The organism is Tautonia sociabilis (assembly GCF_003977685.1).
Taxonomy (GTDB): domain Bacteria; phylum Planctomycetota; class Planctomycetia; order Isosphaerales; family Isosphaeraceae; genus Tautonia; species Tautonia sociabilis.
In genome coordinates this window covers 15,873-41,494 of record NZ_RYZH01000025.1, presented here as the reverse complement: position 1 = coordinate 41,494, position 25,622 = coordinate 15,873, and the positions used below count along the sequence as shown (strand labels likewise).

The following is a 25,622-nucleotide window of genomic DNA, read 5'->3' as shown; positions in this document are numbered from 1 at the left end:
ATCCATGCGGTTCGATGTGCTGATCAAGGGAGGCCAGGTCGTCGACGGCACCGGCGCCCCCCCGTTCCGGGCCGACGTCGGCCTGCTCGACACCACCATCGCCGACGTCGGTCGGCTTGACGGGGCCGAGGCCGCCCGGGTCGTCGACGCCGACGGCCTCTACGTCACCCCCGGCTTCATTGACACCCACGTCCACGGCGACCTGATGCTCCTGGCCGACCCGGTCCACCGGCCGGCCCTGAAGCAGGGCGTCACCACCTACGTCATCGGCCAGGACGGCGTCGCCTTCGCCCCCGCCTCTGCCCGGACGATGGACTACATGCGCCGCTACACCCACGGGTTCAGCGGCAACCCCGACTCGATCGAATACGACTGGTCCACCGTCGCCGAGTACCTCTCCCGGTTCGACCGCACCACCGCGCTGAATGTCGCCTTCCTCATCCCCAACGGCAACGTCCGCATGGAGGTCATGGGCCTGGAGACCCGTCCCGCGACCGACGATGAGCTAGCGGCCATGCGCCGGATCGTCCGGGAGGGGATGGAGGCCGGTGCCGTCGGCATCTCCAGCGGGATGGACTACATCCCCAGCCTCTATGCCGACATTCGAGAGATGGCCGCCCTTTGCGAGGAGATCGCTCCGCTCGACGGCGTCTACGTCTCCCACATTCGCGGCTACGGCCCGAAGGCCCCCCAGGGGGTCGCCGAGATGGCCGAGGTCGCCCGCCGCTCCGGCGCCGCCATCCACGTCTCGCACTACAACGGCCCGGCCGACATCCTCTTGCCGCTCGTCGACCGCACCCGGGCCGAGGGGATCGACCTGACCTTCGACAGCTATCCCTACCTCGTCGGCAGCACGATCCTCGGCATGGTCTCCCTCCCGTCCTGGGTTCAGGAGGGGGGGATCGAGCCGACCGTCTCCCGCCTGAGCGACCCGGCGATCCGAGCGAAGTTGCACGCCGAGTGGTTCTCCGGCGCGATTCCCTATCCGCTCGACTCGATCACCCTGACGATGATCGCCCACCCGGACGACCGCTGGGCCGAGGGCAAGAACCTCGTGGAGGCCGCCCGGCAGGCCGGCGTTTCTCCCGGCGACTTCGTCTGCGACCTGCTCGTCCGCTCCGGGATGGCCGTCGGCATCTTCGGCGCCCGGGCCGGCGACCGCACCGAGGCCGACATCCGAGCCATCCTCCGCCACCCCGCCCACATGGCCGGCTCCGACGGAATCTTCTGCGGCAGCCATCCCCATCCCCGAGGCTGGGGCGCCTTCGCCCGATACCTCGGGTATCACACCCGGGAACTTGGCGATTACGACTGGGGCAGCGCGATCGTCCACCTCGCCAGCCACGCCGCCCGACGCTACCGCCTGACCGATCGCGGCCTCGTCCGCCCCGGCTTCGCCGCCGACCTGGCGATCTTCGACCCCGCGACCATCGCCGACCGCTCGACCTACGCCTCCGGCCGCACCGAGGCCGAGGGGGTTCGTCACGTCTTCGTCAACGGCACCCTCGCCCTGTGCGACGGCGAGCCCACCGGCGCCACCCCGGGCCGGGCCCTCCGAAGGGGCTGAGCCGCGCTCCCCCCTCGGCCGGAGACGCTCGGACCCGGCGAGGGATCGGGAGCCGAACGCTTCCGGCCGAGCCGTTCGACCTCCGTTCCCGGCCCTCCGACCTCAAACGCACGGAGCCCGGCGTCCCCGAAGGGGGGCGCCGGGCTCCGGGAGCATCGGGCGGGAATCAACGCGGAGCCCCCGGCGCCAGGAGTCTCCTCACGCCGGGGTCGCCGACAGGGCGGAGGCCCTCCGAGGGCGATTGCCTCCTCGAACGGGGGCCGGCGGGGCCTTCCCCAGGAATTCCCGAGCGAGTTCGAGATGGGAGAGGTCGGCGATGGACTCGACAACCTTGTCCGGCCGGTAGGCGTAACGGCCCACGTCCTCCCGGCGGGTCCCGCCGCTGAGGACCAGGATCGTCTTGAAGCCGAGCTGGACCCCTCCCAGGATGTCCGTCTCCATCGTGTCGCCGATCACGACGGTCTGATCGGTCGTCAGCCCCAGTTCCTTCCGGGCGCCCCGCAACATCACCGGGCTCGGCTTCCCGACGCTGAAGGCTCGGGTGCCGCTGGCTGCCTCCAGCATGGCGACCGTCGCCCCGCACCCGGGCCTCAGGCCGCTCTCGGTCGGGCAGTTCGGGTCAAGGTTCGTGGCGATCAGCTTCGCCCCCCCCAGGATCATGCCCAGGGCGGCCTCGACCATCTCGAAGCTGATCGTGCGCCCTTCTCCCACGATGACGTAGTCCGGGTCCCGGTCCACGATCGCGTAGCCGTTCTCGTGCAGGGCGTTTAGCAGCCCCCCTTCCCCGATGACGAAGGCCGTCCCCCGGGGACGCTGCTGGGCGAGGAAGCGGGCGGTCGCCATGGCACAGGTGTAAATGTGCCGTTCATCCACATCGATTCCCAGGCGTTGCAGCCGGGTCGCCACGTCTCGCCGGGTTCGTTGACTGTTGTTGGTCAGGAAGCGAAAGGGGACATCGGCCTTCCGGAGTTCGGTGATGAAGCGATCGGCCCCGGGGATGAGCTGCCCTCCCCGGTAGATCACCCCGTCCATGTCGATCAGATATCCGAGCATCAGGAGATGTGTCTCCTCGACTTCGATCTCGACCTTGCCGTGAGCGGCGGCCAAGTGGGGCGGTCACGCACCTGGAGAGGGCGGCCCCGGCCCGTCGCTCGCGGCCCAGACCTCAGGGATAGCGAAGGGCATACCGGCGTCCCCCCCTCCGGTGCTCCTCCCGGCTCGATCCGGCTGAACTCACGCCGAAGACGGCACTTCGGGCCAGACCACTCCTTCCCGGCCGCCGCGCATCCGGGCGGGCCGCTGCTCGTCGATTAGGCACGGCGAGGCCCGGCGCGGGCATCGGGTTCGTTCTCGGGGTCCGGTGGCACCCGGAGGAGCGACCGCCCTTGCCGAGATCGAGCCCGGGGGACCGGAACCCCCGGAGACTCGGGGAACCCCGAAGCAATGCGAAGCCGGGAGGCCTCAGTCGGACGCACCCTCCTCCCGGAGCATGCGGACGACGTTCATCATCCCCCGGGCGGTGTGGTAATTCGCCTTCCACTGCGAGGCCTTCCGCCCATCCCCTTCGAGGTTCCCCTCGCGGTCCGTCGGGGAGAACCAGCCGCCGGACTCGGAGTCGATCAGGTGAGACTCGATGAACGACCACTGGTGGCGGAAGGCCTCGCCATCACGGTCGGTTTCCCGACCGAACCGGCGGTGCATCAGAGATAAGGGGTTGAGCCCCTCGGCCTGGGTCCACCAGACCTTGATGGCGTCGTGCACGGGACCGAAGACGTCTGCCTGGGCGCTGATTTTGCTCGCGAACACACCCTGGTTCAATGTTCCCGGGAAACGGACGATGCCGATCGATTATCGCGACGAAGGGGCGGTCACCATCGTGGGGAACGTCGCCGGAGTGCTCAGCGACGCCCGCCACTTCGACGCCGCCCGAGACCTCGACGCCCTGCTCGACCAGGGCCGACGCCGCTTCGTGATCGAACTCAGCGGCGTTGGTTCCCCCGGCCCGACGGCCCTCGGACTGCTGATGACCCTCGTCCGCCAGATCCGACGCCGAGGAGGCGAGGTCGCCTTCGCCCGGGTCGGGCGCTCGACGATGCAGGTCTTCGAGGAGATGCAAATGGACGCCCACGTCGACCTCTTCCGCACCGTCGCCGAGGCCGTCCAGTTCCTCCGCCCTCTCGGGGAGGAGCCCTCCGGGTGCGACGACCAGGCTTGACCGGAACACCCTGACTCCTGAGCGTCTCATGGACACTGAAGGACGGAGCGAAGCGCCCTCGAGGGCCGAGATCGACGCGATGCCCGGCCCCGTCCTCCTCGAATTTGGGCCCCGACTGGTGCGGCCACTGTCAAGCCCTCGCCTCGGTTCTTCTCCGGCTGCTGGTCGAATTCCCCGAGGTCCGGCACATCGCCATCGCTGATATTCCCGGCCTCCCCCTCGGCCGCTCCTTCCGAGTCCAAACGGTGTCTGTGTCCCCTGTGCCGCTTGCCGACCGCCTCGACGATCAGGCCCGCAACTCGGCCACGACCGCCTTCACGTCCTCGGATTCGACGTCCTTGCCGGCGAGCGTCTTCATGGCCAGTCCCATCGCCGGGCCGTCCTTGGGAGCGGCCTTGATCTGGTCCGAGACGGAGGCGAGCTCCCGGGCGATCTGCTCCCGCGAGAGGGTGGCGGGAACCCACTCCTCGATCAGTGTGATCTCCTCGGGACTGAAGGCGGTCTGGCCTCCCCGGGCTTCCTTCAAGATGCCTCGCATCTTCTTGATCGCCTGGTCGTCGGGCACCTCCTCGCCCGATCCGGTCGTGAGCTGGGCGATCCAGTAGCGCAGGAAGTTGGTGCGGACGGTGTCCCGGGCCTTCATCGCGTCCTTCAACTGGTCTCGCATCCGCTGGACGATGGCCATGATGATTCGTTCCTCCGAGAGGATCGACTGAGTTCGATTCCGAGAGCGATTCCGACCCTGATCTCGGACACGGCCGAGTCCGGGTCGGGTTCACCGCCCCTCCGATTGGTCCCGTTCCCTCTCGCCAGCCGGTAGGATGGACGGGGCCGTGATCGTGATGGAATCCCAGTGTAACCGACCGAGCCCCCCGGCAGCCCCATGAGCGACTGGAAGCCCCGGATGAACACGGCCGTCCGCCTGCTGGCCGAGCAGCTGGCCGGCATCCGGACGGGGACCGTCGACGCGGGGCTCGTCTCCAGCGTCCGGGCGTCGGTGAGGGGGAACTCGGTGCCGGTGGGCAGGATCGCCTCGGTGTCGGGCCGAGGGGATCGGCTGGTCGTCCGACCGTTCGACCCGGCCGATGTGCCGGCGATCGTCCGGGCCCTGGCCGAGGCGAAGCTCTCCGCCTACGCCCTGGATCCGAGCGCCATCGCCGTCAGCGTCCCTCCGATCAGCGGAGAGCAGAAGCGGGAGGTCGCCCGCCACGTCCGCAAGCTCGGCGAGGAGGCCAAGGTCGCCGTCCGCATGATTCGGCAGGACGCCCGCAAGCAGATCGCCGCCCGGGGACGCGGGTCCGAACGCGCCGTGCAGGAGGCGACCGATGCCGCCGTGGCCGAGATCGATCGGCTCGTGGCCGCGAAGGTCGCCGAGGTCGGAGCCTGATCGCGGGGCCCAGCCCTCGGCCTCGATCCCGGGCTCGATCCGAGGGCGGATTGCCCGGGAGATCGGCGGAGGCGATCATGGTCCGGGGCTCCTCTCCCCCCGGATCTCCCCCGGACCCTCCCCGAGCGATGAGTCGACCCGAGGATCCCGACGCCGTGACCATTCTGCCGCTTTCTCTCTTCGCCGCGCTGACTATGCCGAACCCAATTGCCGAGGCCGTCGACGTGACCCCGGTCCGCTACACCCTCCGCTTTCCGAACCCCGAGACGCACTACGTCGAGGTCGAAGCCGAGATCCCGACCGACGGCAAGGACGCCGTCGAGCTGTTCATGGCCACCTGGACCCCCGGCTCGTACCTCATCCGGGAGTTCTCCCGACACGTGGAGGGACTGCTCGCGAAGTCGCCGGGAGACGAACCGCTTCGGGTCGAGAAGGTCCGCAAGAACCGCTGGCGGATCGCCTCGGAGGGGCTCGATCGGGTGATCGTCTCCTATCGCGTTTACTGCCGGGAGATGGGGGTGCAGACCAACTGGGTCGACTCCTCCTTCGCCCTGATCAACGGCGCCCCCACCTTTCTCTCCCCGGCCGACTCGCCCCCCCGGCCTCACGAGGTCGCCGTCGAGCTGCCCTCGACCTGGACGCGGTCGATCACCGGCCTGCCCGACGCCCCCGGCGGCTCCCCCAACCGCTACGTCGCCGAGAACTACGACGTCCTGGTCGACTCTCCCCTCTACGCCGGGAACCCGAGCGTCTACGAATTCCAGGTTGACGGCATCCCCCACCTGCTCGTCAACGAGGGGGAGGCGGGCGTCTGGGACGGCCCGAAGTCCGCCCGCGATGCCGAGGCGATCGTTCGCGCCCAGCGCGACTTCTGGGGATCGCTGCCCTACGATCGCTACGTCTTCTTCAACCTGCTCACCGAGGCCGGCGGCGGCCTGGAGCACCGCAACTCGACCGTGCTGATGACGAGCAAGTGGGCCACCCGGTCCCGGCCGACCTACCTCTCCTGGCTCTTTCTCGTCAGTCACGAGTATTTTCACACGTGGAACGTCAAGCGTCTTCGTCCGGTCGAGCTCGGGCCGTTCGACTACGAGAACGAGGTCCATACCCGCAGCCTCTGGGTCGCCGAGGGGATCACCAGCTACTACGACCGCCTCTTCGTCCGCCGGGCCGGTCTCTGCTCCGTCGAGGAGTTCCTCGCCGGTGATCCCCCCCGGCCCGGCTCGGGCGACGACCGCGCCAAGAGCGACATTGAGCGCCTTCAGGAGACCCCCGGCCGGCTCGTCCAGCCGCTGGAAACCTCCTCGTTCGACGCCTGGATCAAGCTCTACCGCCGAGACGAGAACTCGGCGAACACCAGCATCAGCTACTACACCAAGGGGGCCGTGGTCGCCTTCCTGCTCGACGCCGAGATCCGACGCGCCTCGGGAGACTCGAAGTCGCTCGACGATGTCATGCGGCTGGCCTTCGAGCGCCACTCCGGAGCACGAGGCTTCACCCCCGATCAGTTCCGAGCCGTCGTCGCCGAGGTGGCCGGCATCGACCTCGATCCCTGGTTCGAGCGGGCGCTGCAATCGACCGAAGAGCTCGACTACGGTCCCGCCCTCGACTGGTTCGGCCTTCGCTTCTCCGAGCCGGACGACGCGGAAGACGGTCCCTCAGCGGACGATCACCCCGCCAAGGGCTGGCTCGGCCTCGACACCCGATCCGAGGGGGGCCGGCTGGTCGTCTCCGGCGTCAAGCGCGGCACCCCCGGCTTCGAGGCCGGCTTCAATGTCGGCGACGAGATTCTCGCCATCGGAGCGCTTCGCGTTCCCCCCGACGGCTTCGCTCGCCGCGTCGGCCTCTATCGCCCCGGCGAGACGGTTTCCGTTCTCATCGCCCGCCGAGAGCAGTTGATGCGCCTCGACGCCACCCTCGGCCAGGCCCCTCCCGACCGCTGGCGGTTGGAGCTCAACCCCGACGCGACCCCGGAGCAGGTCGCCCGGCGCTCGAGATGGCTCGGGGAGTGATCCCGAACGTCGAGCAAGGTCGACGATCGGATCGGTAACCGGCTGGCGCCGAGTCGCTCCTGGTTCTCGACCGGGGATCGACTCGGCGCCCGGCTCCCTGAGAGATCCGACTGCTCCTCGATCCGAGTCCTGCGGTCCGAGCATCGGCGGGGACGGATCCCAATCAGAAGTGCGAGGGTTGATGAGCGGATGACGAAGGCCGGGAGCCCCGGCTCCGGGGAATCGCGCTGGGAACGCGGAGCCTCCGGTCGTCCCCGCTTCGCCCGGTCCTCAGGCATCAACCGTCGGCCGATCCGTTCTCCTTACGGCAGCTCCCGGATCCTCAGCCCCTGGAACTCGATTGGCGATCCCTCCGACTCCAGGCAGAGGTACCCGCTCGACGGGTTGCACGCCTGGCCGCCAGAGACCTCCTTGCCGTTGACCCAGAGGCGGATCTCGCCGTTGATGGCTCGGATGTAATAGTGGTTCCACTCTCCGGTGTCGAGGCAGCGGTTCTCGGTCGGGAAGCTGCGGGAGCCGTCGGGGGAGGTCGGCTCGAAGGGGGACATGGTCGAGGTGCCCACGGGAAAAACGTCGCCGTGGGTGGTGAACCAGTCTCCCTTCTTGCCGGAGTGCTGCTCATAGTGTTGCGTGAAGGCATTATCGAGTACCTGGACCTCGATGCCTCCCCGGGGCAGCCGGCCGCGCTCGATCCCCTCAAGGGCCTCGGCGGGAGACCAGACGAAGATACCCGAGTTGCCGGCCGGCTTCAGGTGCCGCCAACGGACGACCAGCTCGAAGTTCGTGACGGGCTGCTTCGTGCGGGTCACGCCGACCGGCTGGCCGGTGCACCGGATCAGGTCCCCCTCGAAGGTCCAGGTGTCGGGGTCGGTGTTCACGTTCTCGAAGTCGTCGGCCCCTAGGGCTCGCCAGCCCGGTTCGGTGCCGTCGATGATGGCCTTCGGGGCCTCGGCCGGCTCGTCGGCCCAGGCGAAGGCCGGGGAGATCGCCAGCAGGCCGGCGATCCCGATGCAGGTCATCCGAGTCATCGCTGTGCTCCTCGATGCGTCGCGTTCGGAGGGAATCGGCGGTGTTCCGCCCCTCGGAAGCCTCCGGGGCCGGTTGGCCGATCGTCGTCGGGGAGGGTTCTCGGCACCCCGGGGAGACGGATCGCCGATCCGACCGGGAGCCGATCGCCGGTCGAGTGTGCCCGGTCGTCGCGGCCTTCGCAACCGTCCGCCGGCCCGCCGAGCCTTCCGGGGCCGCTCGATCGCCTGCTCGACGGAACGCTCTTCCTTGCCGATCGCCTTCCGAGGTCCTCGACCAGAGCCGATCGGGGCAATGGCCGCCCTTCCCTCCGGAAGCCTCCCCTCCGAGAACGGCCGGATCCTCCGGGACGACGGATGACCGAGGCTCCCGCGGCCGAGCGGAGCCCGACGGGCCTTCGGCCAGCGACTCGATCTCTCGCCCGGCTCAGGGAGGATCGTAGCCCCCGGGGTGCCACGGGTGGCAGCGGAGCAGTCGGCCGGTCCCCTTCCAGAGCCCTCGGAACAGGCCGTACTTGCGCAAGGCGCCGACCATGTACCGGCTGCAGCTGGGCTCAAACCGGCACACATTTCCCAGCAAGGGGGCGATCGCCAGCTGATAGCCCCGGATCAGCAGGCAGATCCCCTCCACCGCGATTCGGCCGGGCCATCGCCAGGGGCGGATCGTCATGGCGTCGCCCCGGCGGGTCGATCGCGGTCTCGGTCTCGAGGAGGGCGTCCCCGATCCCGGGCGAGGCGGCCGGCGACGGCCCGGGCCAGATGGGGAAGCGATCGGCTGACCTGGACGAAGGTCAGGGAGCCGTGCCGGGGGACGACGACCAGGTCCACCCCGGCCGGCAGCTCGGTCTTGTTCAGGCGGAAGGCCTCACGGATCAGACGCTTGACCCGGTTGCGGTCGGTGGCCTTGCGGATCCGCTTGCGGCCGACGGAGATGCCCAGCCGGGGATGGTCCTTGCCGTTCTCGGTGCCGTAGACGATCAGCGCGTCGTCGGAGGCTGACCGCCGACGGTCGAAGGCACGGCGGAAGTCCTCCGGGCGGTTGATGCGCTCGTGGGGGCGGAAGGTCGCCCGGTTCATTGCGGTCCCTCGGTCCGATCCCGGTCGTCGTCCTGCTCCGGCCATCGGACGGGGCGGGGGTTGCCGAGCCGATCCCGGATCAGCCGGCCTCTCCGGGAGAGGTGCCAGAGGAGCAAGCCGCCGATTCCCAGCACCGACGCCAGGATCACCGCCAGCAGCTCGGCATACGCCGTTCCGACCCGACGGCGGGCGTCCGGGTTCCTGGCGATCGCCCCGCGATCGGGGCCGGGGTGTCCGCTCATTGGTCCTCGTCCGGCGGCGGATCGGCAGCCAGCTCGGCGTCGATCGCCTCGGCCAGCGCGTGCAGCCGACGACAGAGGGAGTCCATCTGCTCCCGGAGCCGGAGGATCGCCTCGATCCCCGCCAGGTTGATGCCGGCGTCCCGGTGGAGGGTAACTACGGTCCAGAGCCGTCGGATCTCCGACGGCGGATACCCTTCGAGCTCCCCCTCCCGGACCGGGCGCACGAGCCCTCGGCGCTCGTAGGCCCGGAGCATCCGGGAAGAGACGGCCAGGCGTTGTGCCACCTGATCTCTCGGGAGGATCGTCGGATTCATCGCTCGGTGTCCCGGCTGGATGGGGAGGCCCGGCAAGGGGGAGGTGGTCGATCCGATCCGGGCGGGCCTCACCTCACCAGAGCCCTCGGCGCGGGTCGGAGGGGTTCCGCCGGGCGAACTCCTCGATGAGCCTCCGGCTCTCATCGTCGACCGCCTTGGGGACCACCACCTTGAGTACCGCGTACAGGTCGCCCGCGGGCTGGTCCCCCCGGCCGGGCACCCCTTGCCCTTTCAGCCGGAGTTTCTGGCCGGAGGAACTGCCCGGGGGGATCGTCAGCGTCTTCAGGCCGGCGAGGGTCGGGCAGTCGACCCGGGCGCCGAGCACCGCCTCGCTGAGGGTGATCGGCAGGTCGACCAGGAGATCCTTCCCCTCCCGGCGGAAATAAGGGTGCGGATCGACGTGGACGGTGATCACCAGGGCCCCGGGCGGTCCCCCCAGCGGGCCGGGGTTCCCCTTCCCTTTGAGTCGGATCTTCGCCCCCTCGGTGATGCCGGGAGGAATTTTCACGGTCAGGGTTTCGGAGGTCCCGTCGGGCCGGGCCACGACGATCGACTGCTCGCCGCCGGTGACGGCCGTCAGGAAGGGAATGCGCAGCGACGACTCGACGTCGCTGCCGGCGCCGACGCCCCCGCGGTGGGCTCCGCCAGCCCGATGGCCCCGGCGTCCTCCCCGGACGCGGCCGAGGATCTCCTCGAAGATGCCGCCGCCGAGGTCGAATCCCTCGGTCGGGCCGGCCGCCCCTCCCATGCCGCCAGCGGCGCCGGGGCCGAAGAACTGTGAGAAGTCGATGGTCTCGAACCCTGGAGCCTGCCGGGCCGACCACTCCGCTCCGCTGGTCCGGGGGCCGGCCGCGGCGGCGCCGTGGAACGCGGCGTGCCCGTAGAGGTCGTAGAGCTTCCGCTTCTCGGGGTCGCTGAGGATGTCGTAGGCCTCCTGGACCTCCTTGAAGCGCCGCTCGGCGGCCTTCTTGTCGTCGGGGTTGAGATCGGGGTGGTGCTTTCGGGCGAGGGCGCGGTAGGCGCGCTTGATCTCCTCGGCGGAGGCTCCCCGCTCGACGCCCAGTACTTCGTAGAAGTCGCGTTCCGGCATCGCGTTGGTGGCCCGGAGGGCTCGATCCGGGAGGCAGGGGGAGGACAACCCGCGTCGCGGCGGACCAAACCATGATAGGCTCCCCCGTCGCTCCGATTCAAGGACGACGGCCCGGGGCCGGCAGGCACGACCCTCGCCGCCGGCGGTCTGATCGCTTAGAATGCAGGTCGGATCGGGGATCGGCTCGAGACTGGGGAACGCCCGCCTCATGGACCGCCCGCTCGTCGTCATCCACGAACGCCGGGGGTACTGGGCCGGCCAGCTCCGGGCCCGGCTCCACGATCGGCCCGCCCGGTGGCGGGAGACCCGGGGCACGGCCGACCTGCTGCTGGCGGCCTCTTCCTCCCCCGTGCCGATCGTCATCCTCGACCTGGGGGACCGGCCTGCCGAGGTGCTCGAGCGGCTCGTCCGCCTGTCCGTCTCCTCGCCGTCGTCCCTGGTGCTGGCCCTCGATCCGGGAGATCGGCCTGAGCTCCGCCAGCCCGCTCGGGAGTTCGGGGCCTCGGCCTTCTGGCCCGGCTTCGCACCGCCGCCGAGGGTGGCCGCCCTGGTCGACCGCTGGCTGGCCCTGGCCCGCCAGCGCCTCTCCCGGGTCGGCCGAGCCGCCTTGCCCGAGGCCGAACCCGACCCGGCCGACCCGATGACCCTGCTGGCGACCTGATCCAACTGGTCCACCCCCAACCGACCCTCGTCCTTCTCCCCCCCCGATCGAACTCGCCGCGGCCCGATGCCCGAGAGGAATCCCCGATGCCCGCTGCCCATCCCTCCGGCCTGACTGAGCAGGAGGTGCTCTCCGCGTTGAAGGGGGTCCAGGACCCGGATCTCCGGCGCGATCTCGTCGACCTGGGCATGATCAAGGACATCCGGATCGGCGACCGCACCCTGGAGCTGACCGTCAACCTGACCACCCCCGCCTGCCCGCTCAAGGGGAAAATCGAGGCCGACGTCCGAGAGGCCCTCACCCGACACCTCGGCACCGATCGCGAGCTTCGGATCACCATGGCCTCCGACGTCCGAGGCAAGGGGGTCCTCGAGAAGGGGGACATCCCCGGCGTCCGCAACGTGATCGCCGTCGGCTCCGGCAAGGGGGGGGTCGGCAAGTCGACCCTGGCCGCGGCCCTCGCCTTCGGTCTTCGGCAGTACGGCTCCCGGGTCGGCCTGATGGACGCCGACGTCTACGGCCCTTCGGTGCCGCACTTGGTCGGCGCCTCGGGCCGGCCGATGGCCAAGGGGGAGCGGATCCAGCCGATCGAGGCCAACGGCCTGAAGCTCATGTCGATCGGCTTCCTCGTGAAGCCCGAGCAGGCCGTCATCATGCGAGGGCCAATGCTCCACGGCATCGTCAACCAGTTCCTGCACCAGGTCGATTGGGGAGAGCTGGACTACCTCGTCATCGACCTGCCCCCCGGCACCGGAGACGTGCCGCTGACCCTCTCGCAGAGCCTCCCGCTGACCGGAGCCGTGGTCGTCTGCACCCCTCAGGAGGTCGCCCTGCTCGACGCCACCCGGGCGGTCTCCATGTTCCGGCAACTCAAGGTGCCGCTGCTGGGCATGGTCGAGAACATGAGCTTCCTCGACATCCCCGGCGGTGAGCGAATGTATCCCTTCGGCCACGGCGGAGTCCGGCGACGGGCCGAGGAACTGGAGGTCCCCTTCCTCGGTGAGGTCCCGCTCGTGCTCAACATCCGGGAGCTCGGCGACGTGGGCAAGCTCCACGAGGTGCTTGACGAGGGCTCCCCCTCCCGCCCCGACCTGCTCAGCGTCGTCGAGGCCCTGGCCCAGCAGATCAGCATCCGCAACCTCAAGACGCCCCGGATGCCGAAACTGGAGATCCTCGGCTAGTCCGGGGAGATCGATCGGCCCCGGAACGCGATCGGGCCGGCCCGCGAATCGAGCCGGCCCGATCGGGGGCGGTCGGTGATGAAGGGAAGCGGCTCAGAGCGCGATCGGCCCGTCCGTCTCCGCCGTGTAAGCGAGGCAGGCCCGGATGTCTCGCTCGGTCAGCTCGGGATAGTGGCGGAGAACATCGTCCCAGCTCCAGCCGTCAACCAGCAGCGAGACGATCTGGCCGGCCGTCACCCAGGTCCCTCGGACCACCGGGGACTCGTCGGAAACCTGATCGTCGAAGGCGAGCCGGTCACGCCAGTAGCCGTCGTCGGGATTGGCCTCGGCCCGGCCGGAGTCAGGCTCTGGGGCCGGCTCGGCCGCCGGCATCGCTTCGGGGCCGCCGGGCAGCGGGGGCAACTCGTCGACGTCTCCCAGCCGGGAATCGACGCTCGCTGCCCGGCCCCATCCCGTCCTCCTCGAAGCCTTCGAGGCGTTCAGGGCCGCGATCGCGCGGTCCATCGACTGCTCGGCCTGCGCGATCCGATCGCCCATCGCCTCGGGGTCGAGCCCCTCCTCCCCCAGGATCGCCCGCAGGCGGCAGGCGGCCAGCACCACCCGGTCGGCCAGCAGGCCCTCCACCAGCCCGACCGGAGCCAGCTCGGCCCTCAGCCCGTCCAGCGTGCCCAGAAACTCCCCGGCCGAGCCGCCGAGCACCCCCAGCGGGGCGCCGACCCGTTCCGTCTCGGTCGGGGCCGGGTTCGCGATCGCGTTCGTGTTCGTGTTGAAGTTCGCCAGAGTCGTGTCCATGAAGATCCTCGTCGACGTCAATCCAAGAGGCTGCGTTTCGTCCGAGATGGTCGCCAGGAAGGGGATGCGGCTGCGGATCGAATCGTTCGAGATCGGGGACATAAGCGGGGGCTCCATCGCGAGGTCTGTCTTCGACCGTTCGCCTCGGGGCGATCACCTTCGATCGCTGTCTGCGTGCCTGACGTCGAGATGATCGATTTTTTTGGCAATGCCGGTCACAAAAGGAGGGCAATTTGTCGCAATTTTAGGCGTTCTTGTGGTGTAAGTTCTGGAAGTGAAACGGGATAGAATCTTGTCCGGATTTCGTCGTCCTGCGCAACTGAGGCCCGTAGGCCCTGGAGGGATCGCGGAGCGCTCCGGATCGGGGCTCGAGGGGGAGTCTGCGGTGGGCTGGTTGATCGGTTTGGCGCCATTGGATCGGCGTTCGCCCGCGGGGGGCTCGTCGAGGGGAGCCTCCCGGAGTTGGGCCGCCGGGGGAGCCGACTTGGACCCCGTCCCGGGCCGGCATGACTTGTCTGGTCGCTCGATCCCGAATCAAAAACTCCCCGCGCCGGCCTCGGGACCGGAGCGGGGAGTCGAGTCCAGCTCGATTGGGCGGTCGGAAGGGATCGCATGGTCCCGACCGAGCCGGATCAGTACTGGTCGGCGCTGATGACCTCTCCGCCGCGACGGGTACCGAGGGCCCACCAGGTCTGCAGGTTCACCGTGTCCTTGATGAACTTGACCGAGCCATCGGCCATGCACACGTTCACGCCGCCCGGGTGGTTGCTGCTCGGTGCCGCGGCGCCCAGCACGTCGTGGCCCCAGCTGTTCATGTAGCGGTTGCCGCAGCTCAGGCCGTTGGGCGGCATGTAATGGTTGTAAACGGCGTAGTTGATGTACGCCGGGTAGGCGCGGAACCAGAAGGCGCCTCGGATGCCGCTGACGGCCGTCTGGGTCGGCGGGAGGCTTCGGCAGGCCTGCACCAGCGACTGGGCCACGTCGAGGCCTTGGTTGACGTTGTTGACTTCGGTGCGGAAGAAGACACGCTTGGCGTCCTCTCCCGAGCCTGGCACGATGGAACCGGCGTTGGGGTGGCCGGTGAGCCGCTCGCTCCAGAGGGCGGTGTTGCTGGTGCCGTCCCGGATGTCGGAGATCTTCACAGCGCCGGGGGTGGTGCGCATCGACGAGGGGACCGGCCAGGTCCCTTGGCTGGGGATCAGCGTGCCGGTATAGCCACCCAAGGCGAAGGGGCCGCCGACATTGCCGAAGTAGCTGCAGAGGGAGGTCTGGCGGATCGGAGCGTCGGAGGGGCAGAGGAAGGAAGAGACCTGGGTGTTGAAGACCGTGGCGTTGGTGGCGTAGAGATCGCTGCCGGCGGCATTGGGATGGACGGCGCCGACGTTGTAGGCGTTCCACATGTTGCCCTGCTCGAAATATTGCAGGACGCTCAGCTGCATCGACGGTCCCCATCCCCAACTGTCCTTGGCGGAGGGGTACATCACGCTGGGGATGAAGCTGCCGTAGGTACTCTCATAATTGTGGATGGCCAGGCCCAGTTGCTTCAGGTTGTTGGTGCACTGGGCGCGTCGGGCGGCCTCTCGGGCCGACTGCACGGCCGGCAACAGCAGGGCGATCAGCACGCCGATGATCGCGATGACCACCAGCAGCTCGATCAGGGTGAACCCGCTGCGTTTCTTCTGAGGCATGGGGATGCTCCTCGGGTGCCGATGATCGGAAAGAATTGATGCCACCGCTCCGACTGACGGCCGAGGCCCTACGGACGGGAGCGGGAATGCGGCGCGGCAGGCCGCCGGTCGGCGAGATGCCGGCCGGCTCGATCGATCGTCCGGAGCTCGGCCGAGGGCCGAGGAGCCCCGGAGTGGGCGGTTCACATCTCTCCCGGAGGGGGCTCCGGCGCGGCCGCACCGCCGCCGGATTCGGTGTTCTCCGGGGTATAGGGCTCCGGCGCGGGCCCCGACTCCCGACCGCCGCAGCCGGCCACGGTCCAGAGGGACAGCGACAGCAGGGCGATGCCGAGGGTCGACCGCGGGTGACGCCAGGTTTCCATGGTGCTTCCTTCGTCGAGGAACGCGGCTGAAGTCCTAGAACTGGGAATCGATACCGAGGTGAATGGCGGAACGGGCTTCCCGAGTTCGGGATGCAAGGCGCAGCGGGATCGGGTCCGAAGAATTCGGGAAGACGTACCGGCTGAACTCGATCCAGACTGAAGGTCGGATCGCGGTCGAACAATCGCCAGGCCTGTCGAGGGTCGTCCGCCCGCGCGTGCTCATCGAACCCGCCGAGACTCGAGACTCCCGATTCATGGAGAGGAAAGTCAGATCGGGGACGGAGCCATCGAGTCTTTGGGAGAAAATCCCTGATTGGGAATGGTGTGTCAAGCGTCTTCCGCTCAAAAAGGTCGATCCAATGAATGAACCCGGCCGGATGGAGGCCCCTAGCGAAGGGGAGCGGGGCCGGTCGACGCGGCGATCGATCCGCTCAGCCGACTTCCCCGACCGAAGGGGACCGGGAGGAGCGATCCCTCGGTCGGCCGTTGCCGTATCCGAGCGGGGGGCGATTTCGCTAAGATTCTGGGCGGACGATGGCCGGACCACATTCCTACCTGGAGTTCCCATGACCGCGCAGACCTCGGGCCGCGACGTTCCCTCTCTCTCGCCCATCCGCCGGGTGGCCATCCTCTTCGCCGGCGGTCCCGCCCCGGCGGCCAACGCCGTGATCTCCACGGCCGCCGCCTCCTTCCTCCGCAAGGGGATCTCCGTCGTCGGCATCCTCAACGGCTATTCCCACCTCGTCGAGTTCGGGCCGGACCACCCGATGATCGAGGGAAAGCACTACATCACCATCGACTCCCGGAGGCTTCGGCGCACCCGAAACAGCCGGGGCATCATGATCGGCACCGCCCGCACCAACCCGGGCAAGCACGTCAACAGCCCCGCCGAGCTGGCCGACCCGGAAAAGAACGCCCCGCTGCGCACGGCGCTGGCGGCCTTGGCCTCGCTGGAGGTCGACGCCCTGGTCTCCATCGGCGGCGACGACACGCTGAAGACCGCCAACAAGCTGAAGTCGGTCCAGGCCCACCTGCCCGAGGGCTCCCGGCGCATCCGGGTCGTCCACGTCCCGAAGACGATCGACAACGACTACCTCGGCATCGACTTCACCTTCGGCTACTTCACCGCCGTCGAGACCCTGGCCGGCGAGATTCGCAACCTCCTGGCCGACGCCGAGGCGACCCGGGCCTACTACCTGGCCGAAACCATGGGACGATCGGCCGGCTGGCTCGCTTACGGAGCCGCCATGGCTGGAGAGGCGAGCCTGGTGCTCAGTGTCGAGGACATCGAGGGACGCTTCGCCGCTCAGGAGCCGGTCCTTGACCCGAAGACCGGAGAGCCGGTCGTCGATCCGAGCACCGGCCAGCCGAAGACTCGGAAGGTGATGAACCTCGACGAGGTCGTCCGCTACATCGTGGCCGCCATGCGCGCCCGGGAGCGCGACGGCAAGGAATTCGGCGTCATCGTCCTGGCCGAGGGGCTGGCCGAGTTCCTGCCGTCGGACTATCTCAAGGGGGTCCCCCGAGACGACCACGGCCACATCTCGATCGCCCAGGTCGACCTCGGCCGCACCTTCGCCCGGCTGGTTTCCGAACGCTTCAAGCAGGAGACGGGCAAGTCGCGCAAGGTTACCGGCCTGCAGCTCGGCTACGAGTCCCGATGTGCCGCTCCTCACGCCTTCGACGTGATGCTCGGCAGCCAGTTGGGCGTCGGCGCCTACCGGGCCCTGATCGAAGAGGGGCACGATGGCGTGATGATCTCCGCCGCCGGCCAGCTCGACCTGAACTACGTCCCCTTTGAGAACCTGGTCGACCCGAACACCCTGGTGACGGTCGTCCGCTACATCAAGCGGAACTCCGACTTCCACCGCCTCGCCCGCTTCCTCGAGACCGAGGTGGGCGAGTAAGCCAGCCCTCGGCGCCGGATCGGCCAGCCACCGACCCTTCCCGCCCTTCGGGTTCAAGGGGAGGGTCGCGACGATCCGGCTCGGTCCGGGACGATCGATCCCCGGGCCGCCCGGCGGCGGGCCTCGGCCCTCCAGCTCAGGGCGAGCTCCGGGAGCAAGGCCGATCGGCAGATCTCCGCCAGGTCGGCCAGGGCTGCCGGGTCGTCGGTCCTCCCCAGGTCGTCGGCGAGCCGGGGCCCAAGCCGCTCGGGGTCGAGGCGTTCTCGGAGCCGATCGACCCACGCCGCCTCCTCGGCCGCCCGGTCCGGGTCGCCGGCCATCGCCAGCGCCCGGGCGAGCCGGGCCCGGAGTCTCCAGTCGTGCGGGGCCTCGGCCAGCACGAGCCGGAGCTCCTGGGCGGCCCGGGCGGGGAGGCCGTCGTGATCCAGGTCGAAGCGGGCTCGGAGCCGGAGGAACGTCGGATCCCGCTCGCGATCGGGGCCGCCGGGCCAGCCGTCGAGAACGGCCCGGGCCTCGTCGACCCGGCCGGCGTCGAGCAGGGCCTCCACGAGCACCTCCCGGGCCCCCCGATGCCCGGGGGATCGCTCCAGGAGCCTTCGCAACTCCGAGATCGCGTCCGGGCCCGGGGCCGCTCGATGCCCGACCCGGGGACGGTCGGCCGGCGCCGGGGCATCGTCCCGCAGGAGGCGACGGATCCGGGCCACCCGGGCATCCAGGTCCTCCGGATCCCCCTCGATCCGAGCGGAGAGCGCCCGGCTCGCCTGATCCTCGGGCACGTCGGCGAGGAAGGCGAGGGTGATGGCCGGCAGCACCTCGGCGAGGTCTGCGGGGGGGAGGGCCCGGGAGGCCGCCCGGAAGGCGCTCATGACCTCCAGGTCCCGCTCCTCCACGCGGAGCCGGTCGACTCGTCGGATCCAGTAGCCAGGATCCGTCCACGATCCCGGCTCGTCGAGCGTTTCGATCCCCTCGGGGGAGGAGCCTTCGGAGCGAGGAGGAGCGACCTGGCCTCCGTCCCGATCCCTCCGGATCGAGGGCCCGAGGGCCATCGCCAGGAGCCCGAGGGCGCCGAGGACCGCGCCGACGGCCAGCGCCGGCCAGCTCGCCCGGGGCCGGTTCGGGAGCCGGACGGCTCCTCGGCCGCCGGTCGGGCGTCGCTGGCCTCGGGGGCGGCCTCGGCTCGGAGGTCGTCTCGACATGGGAGGCAGGCAAGGAGGGTCAGGGGCGTCTGGCGAGGGACAGGACGATCGTGGCGGTCCGGGCCGGATCGGATCGGATCGGATCGGATCGGATCAGACGGCCTCGGGCGGTCTCCGGGAGGGCCGGTCAGTCGAACTCGTCGAGGTCGATCGCGTCGGGGGCCTCGGCGAGGCAGCGGTCGATGAAGCGGGGGAGGAACCGATTCACGAAGGCCGAGACGGCGATCTGGGTGTTCGGGTTGTCCATCCCCCAGATGCTGGCCTTCAGCTCGTTGAGGTCCGGGTCCATCTGGATGAAGTACTGGCCCTCGACCGCCAGGGAGAGCGGGAGTTCCTCCAGCCACCGATGGGCCAGCAGGTTCACGCCGGGTCCGCCGACGGAGATCGTTGGCAGTTCCTGGAACGTCTCGTCGTGTAACCAGCGCAGGTCCGAAACTACCCGCACCCGGAACCCGAGCCGGTCCCCCTCCCGGCCGAGGAGGTGCTCCTCCACCTGCTTGCGGAGGTAGTAGGCCAGCGGCCGATCGACCTCCTCGGCCCGAAGGGCGCTGCCGGTGACGATCAGGAGCAGTCGGGCGGAGGAGGAATCGGCCATGATGGTCCCGGGGCGGATCGTGACGGGCTCGGCTCGGGGCGAGGCGGAGGCTCGCGCCCCGAGACGATCGATCGGGAGGTCGGCCGTCGCTCGGAGACGTGTCGGGCCCGGTGGCCCCGGTCCCATGCTACGGAGGCGCTCCCCTGGCGACAAGGCATCCTCGCTTCTCCCAGGGCGGTCAGCCCGACTCGTATCGGCCTGCCCCCGGAGCGGCTGATCGCGGAGGCCGGGACGAGCCGGCCGGACGGTTCGCTTCATTAACGCGGTCCACCCGCCCCGCTGAGTAAATGGAGCCAGAGCTTAGGTCGGAAGTCGTTCCAGGGATTGGGCTTCCGATTTTCGTTTTCTGTCCTCGCCCGCGTTGATGCGTGCTCCTGCCATCACTCTTGGACCGCCCGATTCCGCCCTTCGCGATCCGCCGGCTGCTGGCCTCCGGTCGGGAGGAGTCTTCAGCGGTCGTCGCGGGCTTCCGATTGCCCCAGCCCAAACAGGTGGCGAACGGCGTCTACCAGAGACCTCCCGTGGCCGTCGGCGGCTCCGGTGGCCGATCGCAGGGCGGATCGGGGATGGTGCAGCAACTGGTTCTGGAAGCGGTGCAGGGTCTGGGCGATCGCCTTGCGGTCGTCCTCGCTGAGGTGCGGCCGGGAGGCGAAGAGGCGGTCGAGCTCCCGGGAGCGGACGGCGTCGGAATAGTCGCCGAGCTGGCGGAGAATCGAGCCGGCGAGGTGGCGGTGTCGGATCGCGTCGGCGCAGGAGGCCGTCTCCTCCTGGACGATCGCCGAGGCGGCCTCGACGGCTCGGAGCCGCTCGCTGCGGTTGGCGTCGGCCTGGGCCTGCAGGTCGTCGACGCTGTAGAGGGTGACCGTCTCCAGGTCGTTGATCCTCGGGTCGAAGTCCCTGGGGACGGCGATGTCCAGGATCAGCGAGTGGCGGTACCGTCGGGCCTTCAACACCCGGGAGTAGGTCGCGAAGCTGACGATCGGCTCGGCCGAAGCGGTGGTGCTGACGACCACGTCGGCCTCCACCAGCGCCGATTCCAGTTCCTCGAACGGCAAGGCCCGGCCCCCCCAGGCCCTGGCGGCCTCCTGGGCGCGCTCGGGGCTGCGGTTGGTCACCAGGATCCGGCCGGGGCGGAGCGGAGCCAGGTGCCGGAGCGTCAGCTCGGCCATCTTGCCGGCGCCGATGACGAGCACCGCCTTGTCGTCGAACCGGTCGAAGACCCGGCGGGCCACGTCGACCGCCACGCTGGCGATCGAGAGCCGGCCGCGGTCCATTCCCGTCGCCTCCCGAACGCGCTTGCCGACTCGGGCCGACTGCTGGAAGACCTCGTGCAGGATCGGCCCGACCGCCTCGGCCTCCCGGGCGGCCTCGTAGGCCTCCCGAACCTGTCCCTGGATCTGCCCCTCGCCGATCACCAGGCTCTCGATGCTGCTGGCGACCCGGAACAGGTGCTCGATCGCCTCCTCGTCGTGGTAGTCGACCAGATGCGTGGCGAACACGCCGAGGTCGACGCCGTGGAACTCCGCCAGGAACTGGGTCAGATCCCCGACTTGGGGGATCGTGCTCGGATCCCCGGCGGCATACACCTCGACCCGGTTGCAGGTCGACAGGATGGCGAACTCCACTCCGGGAAAGCGCCCCTTGAGGGCCTCCAGCCCCTCTCGGCGTCTCGAGCCGTCGAAGGCGATCGCCTCTCGAACCGGCTGAGGAGCGCTATGGTGGTCGACGCCCAGCGCGAGCAGCTTCACGGCGTCACCTCCAGTCCCCGGGCGATCCCATGGGAGGTGGGCAGCAGGAGGTCGACGCCCAGCAGCGTGAACAGCAGGAAGGCGAAGGCCAGGGCGGTGAGCAGCATCACCGCCTTGCCCCGCCACTCGGGCCGATACCTCACGTGCAGCAGCACGGCGAACACCACCCAGAGCAGCGCGGCGCTGATGACCTTGGGATCCCACCAGTCGAGCACCGCCGCCCCCTCCCTCCGGCTGGTCGCATTCAGGATGACGCCGATCGCCAGACCGGCTGTCAGCAGGGGGAACGCCAAGGTGATCGCCGCCCGGTTCCAGCGCTCCGACTGTTCCAGGCTCGGCAGCGCGATCCCCACCCGCAACGGCCGCTTTCGCTTCAGGCGGTTGGCCTGGGCCAGGTACATCAGGCCCGAGGCGAAGGCCACGCAGGTGCTCACCGCCCCGAGCAAGAGCAAGACGCCGTGGGCGGTCCCCCAGACCGTTTCCCAGCCGCCGAGCCGAGTCCAGTCGGCTCGGGCCTCCGGGGGCATCGCCACGGCCGCCCCGAGCAGGGCCAGTACCATCGGCAGCACGAAGGCCCCCACCGTCGCCGGCTTCGGGGCGCTGACGGAGAGGTACAGATCAATCGCCACCAGGATCCAGGCCAGCACGAGCAGCGAGTGAAACGCCGAGGTGATCGGCAACTGGCCTTCCCTCCAGGCCAGGTTTCCGAGGAAGACCGAGTGCACCAACCACCCCAGGAGCGTCAGACCCAGCGTCAGGTGCCAGCGGATCGGCGCCCGGGCGACGAGCCGGGCTAGTTCGGCGGCCAGGGCCAGGCCGTAGGTCCCGGCGAAGCAAAGCACGCTGAGTCGGTCGAGCATGGCGGCGGGTGTCGTGGGTGCTCGAAGCGGCGGGGACCGGGGCGGCGGCCGACGACGGCCCCTCGACCGAGAGCCATCCCCTCCCCGGTATGCCTCTAGTGTATCCCACCGCTCCCCCGGATCCCAGCGGCGATCCGCTCCCCAGCCTCCTTGGCCGAGTTCGACCCGCCTCCGGCGCCCCCGACGCTCGCAAGAAACCGCGAGCCGAGTCCTCGGTCCTCACTCCTTGCCGGCCGCCGACGCTCCTGCCCTCCCCGTCTTTTGGAGCAAGGGGACATCCCAGAGTGCGACCTGGCGGTCCAGCGCTGCCGACAGGAGGGTGCGGCCGTCGGGAGAGAAGGCCAGCAGGACCGCCGCCCCCCGGTGATAGCTTGGGCCCTGGAGCATCGCTCCGGAACCGAGTTCGAGCAGCCGGATGGCCCCGTCGTGGGCCCCCATCGCCAGCAAGGAACCGTCGGGCGAGAAGGCCAGGCTCGACACCTCGACGGAGGGAGTGTCGACCGGCTCCCTCGCCGCTCCGGTCGCCGCGTCGAACCGAAGCACGGTCCACTCCCCCCCCGGGCGTTGGCAGGCGACGGCCAGCGTCGTTCCGTCGGGGGAGAAGGCCAGGTCGTTGATCCTGCCGATCCCCGAGCCGGGCCGGGCCACCTCCTCCTTCGAGGACGAGTCGAACAGGACCAGTTCGCCCTGGTCGGAGTAGTTGACCGTCCTCCAGGACGAGGCGGCCACCCGATCCCCCGCCGGAGCGACGGCGAGCCGGGAGACGGTCGTCTTGAGGGTCGCTCCCAAGACCTCCAGCTCCCCAGACTCGACATCGAGGAAGGCGACCCGGCCGGCGTCCTCCTCGTCCTCGGTGCCGAGCACCAGGGTCGAGCCATCGGGCGAGAACCGCATCGTCGCGATCTGATCGGGAGACTTCAGCACCACTCGTCCCGTCCCAAGCGCCCCCGTGTCCCACCGCATCAGGACCGCGGCGAACTCGGGGGAAGACTCGTAACCGACCGTCGCCAGGGTTCTGCCGGACGGGTCGAAGGCGACGGCTGAGACGAGGGCGGGCTGTCCTTGCAGGGTCGCCCGGTGGGCCGGGGGCTCGAGGTCCCACAGCGCGACCCCCCGCTTGTCGCCGACGGCCAGGAGCCGCCCGTCGGCGGAGACGGCCAGGGACGAGGGCTGGGGGGCCGTCGGCAAGACGGCCCGGATCTCGGGGACCGATTCCGCAATCAGCGCCGTTGGGCGATCCGTCGCGAGCACCGCCTCCTCGCCGGCCGCCGCCGCGTCGATCGCGGCAACCGGATCGATCGGCTCGACTGGCCTGCCGCACCCGGCCAGCGATCCGATCAGTGCCACCGCGGTCACGCCCTCCAGCCCGGATCGTCGAAGATCCCCCGGGCTCCTGCGCTTCAATCCGATCATGGACGACGACCCCCCTGGACGAGGATTCTGGGCAACGGCGATCGGCCCGGGGCCGTGTTCGGCTCCCGGGGCACGCATCGCGTTGCATCGCCTCGGCCGGTCTCCCCCTCGCTCGGCGACGGCCGCCGGCTTTGGGCCGGAGCCGGCGATTCTACGAAGGGAGGCCTCGCCGACGACAGGGGCCGGTCTGCCTCCCGGTCCCCGGCCGCCCCTCCCAATCGAGGTCGAGGAGCGACACCGGCAGGGGCCCTCGCCTCCCGATCGGGAAAAAGAGCAGCTCGGGGCTTGCGATTGGTTTCATCATGGGGTATTCAAGATACGTTCGCGTTCTTCGGGCGGGACCTGTTCCACTCTCAGCCCCCCCCGCCACAATCAAGCCGATTCGGATGGGGTTCCCCACGTCATGAGGCCCGAGCCGCGTCTCGAGGCAGGTCCGATCCGGTCGCTCGCGGCCCGGCCGCTGGCGGCGGCGATCGTCCTCTGCACGGGGGGCTGGCTCACGACCCCGGCCCTCGGGCAGCACTGCGGCTCCTACGTCTCCCGGCCGGGGGACCACGTCCTGAAGGTGGTGCTCGGGCTCTCGGCCGTCACCGATGAGGAGGCCACCCCGACTCCCTCCTCAACGAGCCCGGACCAGCCGTGTTCCGGACCGTTCTGCTCCCGGGCCCCGGAGACCCCGAGCCCGGCTCCCGTCCCCCCGGCCCCCTCCTCCGTCGAACACTGGGCCGTCCTCCCCCGTGATCGAGGGGCCGAGGTCCCCAGTGCCTCCCCCTGGCCTTCCTCCGAGCCCTCCTGCCGGCCCGATCGACCGATCGGCGGCGTCTTCCATCCTCCGAGATCGCGCTGACCTCGGCTCTCCTCGCCGAGTCGACAGCCGTCCCGCCGCGAAGGCCGGTCCACGAACCGGCCACTGCCCTCGTCCGACCGAGGCGTTCCGGCTCGCTTCCGCAGTGGCGTCCTCCTGTAGGGTCGCCGGCGGGCGATCGCCCGAGACACTCCTCGCCGCGGCGGAGCACGACCGTCGTCTCCCGAGAGTGATCTTCCGATCGCAGCACGCCCGAGCGGAGGCACCGGATCCCGGATCGGCCTGATTCCAGGCCCCCTTCCGGAGCCGTTCCCCTCCGATCGGGACGGTCCGAATCGGTCGAGACAGGACCGCCTTCCCTCTCCCGGTTTCGGCCGGCTCGGGACGGCGATCCGGTCGCCGTCCGTCGGGGCGTGCCCATCGGCCGCGATGCGATCAGCATGTGTCAGCGTCAGGTTACGTGGATCGAAGCCCCACCATCGAGATCGTACCGAACAGACGGGAGGATCGGACGATGCATCGTCATCGCGCCGCGTTCACGCTCATCGAATTGCTCGTCGTCATCGCCATGATCGGCGTCCTGATCGCGCTCCTGCTGCCGGCGGTCCAGTCGGCCCGAGAGGCGGCCCGACGCGCTCAGTGCACCAACAACCTGAAGCAACTGGGGATCGCCCTGCACGCCTACCACGACGCCGTCGGGGCGTTCCCGCTCGGCCGGACGATTCCCTCCAATGCCTCGTTCTCGCCCATGGCCCGCATCCTGCCCTTCGTCGAGCAGGCGACGGTGGCCTCGGCGCTGAACTTCGATCTGCCGTGGACGACCACCGCGAACCAGACGGCCACCTCGACCTCGCTGGCCCTGTTGCTCTGCCCGTCGGATCCGACCGCCGTGCCGGACGGCTGGGGGGGAACCAACTATCGGTCGAACGAGGGGACGAGCGTCGTCATGTGGTACGGCACGAACGACACCGCGGGGGTCAACGCCGGCATGCCCGCCCCCAACGGCCTCTTCTTCTCGAACGCGCGCTACACGGCCGCCGACGTCCGAGACGGTCTGAGCAACACGGCCGCCTTCAGCGAGCACGTCCTCGGCGACTTCGACAACACCCGGGCCACCCGAGAGGCCGACACCTTCTGGCCCCAGACCTACCCGGCCAATGCCGACCAGGCCGTGCAACTCTGCCGACAGATGGACTGGCGAGACCTGTCGTACCAGCGCGTCAGCGACGTCGGCGCTCCCTGGATCTACGGCTATCACTCGACGACCAGCTACTGGCACTCCGGGCCGCCCAATTCCCTCTCCTGCATGTTTCCCCCCTCCCGGATCATGACCGTCGCCAACAGCCGGCACCCCGGAGGGGTGAACGTCGGACTGGCAGACGGCTCGGTTCGGTTCGTCAAGGAGACGGTCGCGCTGCCCGCCTGGCGAGCCCTCGGCACCCGGAATGGCGGCGAGGTCATCTCTGCCGACGCCTTCTGACGGGG

26 protein-coding genes are annotated in these 25,622 nt (G+C 69.7%); 9 read left to right on the top strand and 17 right to left on the bottom strand.

The window, feature by feature from the left end; genetic code table 11:
* The first annotated feature begins 4 nt into the window (after positions 1 to 4).
* On the top strand, positions 5 to 1,567 hold the full coding sequence (locus TsocGM_RS13790; RefSeq protein ID WP_126726053.1) for an N-acyl-D-amino-acid deacylase family protein: 1,563 nt from the start codon (positions 5 to 7) through the stop codon (positions 1,565 to 1,567).
* A 198-nt stretch (positions 1,568 to 1,765) separates the two neighbouring features.
* Here TsocGM_RS13790 and TsocGM_RS13785 read toward each other — a convergent pair whose 3' ends face one another.
* The gene (locus TsocGM_RS13785) at positions 1,766 to 2,620 is read right to left on the bottom strand and encodes an HAD-IIA family hydrolase (RefSeq protein WP_126726052.1); all 855 of its coding nucleotides are present in this window, start codon (positions 2,618 to 2,620) and stop codon (positions 1,766 to 1,768) included.
* 408 nt (positions 2,621 to 3,028) lie between these two features.
* On the bottom strand, positions 3,029 to 3,373 hold the full coding sequence (locus TsocGM_RS13780; RefSeq protein WP_158633551.1) for an AGE family epimerase/isomerase: 345 nt from the start codon (positions 3,371 to 3,373) through the stop codon (positions 3,029 to 3,031).
* 31 nt (positions 3,374 to 3,404) lie between these two features.
* On the opposite strand from TsocGM_RS13780, the gene TsocGM_RS13775 reads away from it, so the two are divergent.
* Positions 3,405 to 3,782: an STAS domain-containing protein gene (locus tag TsocGM_RS13775; RefSeq protein ID WP_158633550.1), complete on the top strand. Its 378-nt coding sequence runs from the start codon at positions 3,405 to 3,407 to the stop codon at positions 3,780 to 3,782.
* Between the two features lie 286 nt (positions 3,783 to 4,068).
* Here the strand turns inward: TsocGM_RS13775 and TsocGM_RS13765 are convergent, their stop codons facing one another.
* Positions 4,069 to 4,467 (bottom strand): GatB/YqeY domain-containing protein, encoded by a 399-nt coding sequence (locus tag TsocGM_RS13765; protein WP_126726049.1) that lies wholly within the window; start codon positions 4,465 to 4,467, stop codon positions 4,069 to 4,071.
* Between the two features lie 198 nt (positions 4,468 to 4,665).
* On the opposite strand from TsocGM_RS13765, the gene TsocGM_RS13760 reads away from it, so the two are divergent.
* Together TsocGM_RS13760 and TsocGM_RS13755 are read left to right on the top strand one after the other, a co-directional pair.
* Positions 4,666 to 5,169 (top strand): ribosome-recycling factor, encoded by a 504-nt coding sequence (locus TsocGM_RS13760; protein ID WP_126726048.1) that lies wholly within the window; start codon positions 4,666 to 4,668, stop codon positions 5,167 to 5,169.
* 128 nt (positions 5,170 to 5,297) lie between these two features.
* The gene (locus TsocGM_RS13755; RefSeq protein ID WP_158633549.1) at positions 5,298 to 7,181 is read left to right on the top strand and encodes a M61 family metallopeptidase; all 1,884 of its coding nucleotides are present in this window, start codon (positions 5,298 to 5,300) and stop codon (positions 7,179 to 7,181) included.
* 302 nt (positions 7,182 to 7,483) lie between these two features.
* Here TsocGM_RS13755 and TsocGM_RS13750 read toward each other — a convergent pair whose 3' ends face one another.
* The 6 genes from TsocGM_RS13750 to TsocGM_RS13725 form a co-directional block, all read right to left on the bottom strand.
* Positions 7,484 to 8,200 carry a 3-keto-disaccharide hydrolase gene (locus TsocGM_RS13750; RefSeq protein WP_126726090.1) on the bottom strand — a complete coding sequence of 239 codons (717 nt, stop codon included), beginning with the start codon at positions 8,198 to 8,200 and terminating at the stop codon, positions 7,484 to 7,486.
* 433 nt (positions 8,201 to 8,633) lie between these two features.
* Complete coding sequence (yidD, locus tag TsocGM_RS13745; RefSeq protein WP_126726046.1) at positions 8,634 to 8,876, bottom strand: membrane protein insertion efficiency factor YidD; 243 nt, start codon at positions 8,874 to 8,876, stop codon at positions 8,634 to 8,636.
* Positions 8,873 to 9,283, bottom strand: a complete 411-nt coding sequence (gene rnpA, locus TsocGM_RS13740; protein WP_126726045.1) for a ribonuclease P protein component — start codon at positions 9,281 to 9,283, stop codon at positions 8,873 to 8,875. The genes yidD and rnpA overlap by 4 nt, the downstream gene beginning before the upstream one ends.
* Positions 9,280 to 9,525, bottom strand: coding sequence for a hypothetical protein (locus TsocGM_RS13735; RefSeq protein ID WP_126726044.1), 246 nt, complete (start codon positions 9,523 to 9,525; stop codon positions 9,280 to 9,282). Before TsocGM_RS13735 ends, rnpA begins: the two co-directional genes overlap by 4 nt.
* The gene (locus TsocGM_RS13730; RefSeq protein ID WP_158633548.1) at positions 9,522 to 9,839 is read right to left on the bottom strand and encodes a MerR family transcriptional regulator; all 318 of its coding nucleotides are present in this window, start codon (positions 9,837 to 9,839) and stop codon (positions 9,522 to 9,524) included. Before TsocGM_RS13730 ends, TsocGM_RS13735 begins: the two co-directional genes overlap by 4 nt.
* A 73-nt stretch (positions 9,840 to 9,912) precedes the next feature.
* On the bottom strand, positions 9,913 to 10,929 hold the full coding sequence (locus TsocGM_RS13725; RefSeq protein WP_126726042.1) for a DnaJ C-terminal domain-containing protein: 1,017 nt from the start codon (positions 10,927 to 10,929) through the stop codon (positions 9,913 to 9,915).
* A gap of 208 nt (positions 10,930 to 11,137) precedes the next feature.
* On the opposite strand from TsocGM_RS13725, the gene TsocGM_RS13720 reads away from it, so the two are divergent.
* Complete coding sequence (locus TsocGM_RS13720) at positions 11,138 to 11,590, top strand: hypothetical protein (protein ID WP_126726041.1); 453 nt, start codon at positions 11,138 to 11,140, stop codon at positions 11,588 to 11,590.
* Between the two features lie 86 nt (positions 11,591 to 11,676).
* A complete protein-coding gene (locus TsocGM_RS13715; protein ID WP_126726040.1) occupies positions 11,677 to 12,771 on the top strand; it encodes an Mrp/NBP35 family ATP-binding protein in 1,095 nt (364 codons plus the stop codon).
* A 93-nt stretch (positions 12,772 to 12,864) separates the two neighbouring features.
* On the opposite strand, the gene TsocGM_RS26515 is transcribed toward TsocGM_RS13715, so the two are convergent.
* From TsocGM_RS26515 to TsocGM_RS13700, 3 genes are all read right to left on the bottom strand, one after another.
* On the bottom strand, positions 12,865 to 13,563 hold the full coding sequence (locus tag TsocGM_RS26515) for a DUF433 domain-containing protein (protein ID WP_199756785.1): 699 nt from the start codon (positions 13,561 to 13,563) through the stop codon (positions 12,865 to 12,867).
* A 632-nt stretch (positions 13,564 to 14,195) separates the two neighbouring features.
* Positions 14,196 to 15,251, bottom strand: a complete 1,056-nt coding sequence (locus tag TsocGM_RS13705) for a DUF1559 domain-containing protein (RefSeq protein ID WP_126726039.1) — start codon at positions 15,249 to 15,251, stop codon at positions 14,196 to 14,198.
* Between the two features lie 182 nt (positions 15,252 to 15,433).
* Positions 15,434 to 15,613: a hypothetical protein gene (locus TsocGM_RS13700; RefSeq protein ID WP_126726038.1), complete on the bottom strand. Its 180-nt coding sequence runs from the start codon at positions 15,611 to 15,613 to the stop codon at positions 15,434 to 15,436.
* Between the two features lie 566 nt (positions 15,614 to 16,179).
* Between TsocGM_RS13700 and TsocGM_RS13695 the strand changes: the two genes are divergently transcribed.
* Positions 16,180 to 17,520, top strand: coding sequence for a 6-phosphofructokinase (locus tag TsocGM_RS13695; RefSeq protein WP_126726037.1), 1,341 nt, complete (start codon positions 16,180 to 16,182; stop codon positions 17,518 to 17,520).
* Positions 17,521 to 17,573: 53 nt separating this feature from the next.
* On the opposite strand, the gene TsocGM_RS13690 is transcribed toward TsocGM_RS13695, so the two are convergent.
* The 5 genes from TsocGM_RS13690 to TsocGM_RS13670 form a co-directional block, all read right to left on the bottom strand.
* Complete coding sequence (locus TsocGM_RS13690) at positions 17,574 to 18,566, bottom strand: tetratricopeptide repeat protein (protein WP_158633547.1); 993 nt, start codon at positions 18,564 to 18,566, stop codon at positions 17,574 to 17,576.
* Between the two features lie 277 nt (positions 18,567 to 18,843).
* Entirely contained in the window at positions 18,844 to 19,311 is a 468-nt protein-coding gene (locus TsocGM_RS13685) for a hypothetical protein (RefSeq protein ID WP_126726035.1), read from the bottom strand.
* A gap of 449 nt (positions 19,312 to 19,760) precedes the next feature.
* Positions 19,761 to 21,059, bottom strand: coding sequence for a glutamyl-tRNA reductase (gene hemA, locus TsocGM_RS13680; RefSeq protein WP_126726034.1), 1,299 nt, complete (start codon positions 21,057 to 21,059; stop codon positions 19,761 to 19,763).
* Positions 21,056 to 21,919 (bottom strand): cytochrome C assembly family protein, encoded by an 864-nt coding sequence (locus tag TsocGM_RS13675; RefSeq protein ID WP_126726033.1) that lies wholly within the window; start codon positions 21,917 to 21,919, stop codon positions 21,056 to 21,058. Before TsocGM_RS13675 ends, hemA begins: the two co-directional genes overlap by 4 nt.
* A gap of 219 nt (positions 21,920 to 22,138) precedes the next feature.
* Positions 22,139 to 23,266, bottom strand: coding sequence for a WD40 repeat domain-containing protein (locus TsocGM_RS13670; protein WP_158633546.1), 1,128 nt, complete (start codon positions 23,264 to 23,266; stop codon positions 22,139 to 22,141).
* Positions 23,267 to 23,735: 469 nt separating this feature from the next.
* Here TsocGM_RS13670 and TsocGM_RS13665 point away from each other — a divergent pair, with 469 nt between their 5' ends.
* Positions 23,736 to 24,179 carry a hypothetical protein gene (locus TsocGM_RS13665; protein ID WP_126726031.1) on the top strand — a complete coding sequence of 148 codons (444 nt, stop codon included), beginning with the start codon at positions 23,736 to 23,738 and terminating at the stop codon, positions 24,177 to 24,179.
* 472 nt (positions 24,180 to 24,651) lie between these two features.
* Entirely contained in the window at positions 24,652 to 25,617 is a 966-nt protein-coding gene (locus tag TsocGM_RS13660; RefSeq protein WP_126726030.1) for a DUF1559 domain-containing protein, read from the top strand.
* Positions 25,618 to 25,622 lie beyond the last annotated feature (5 nt).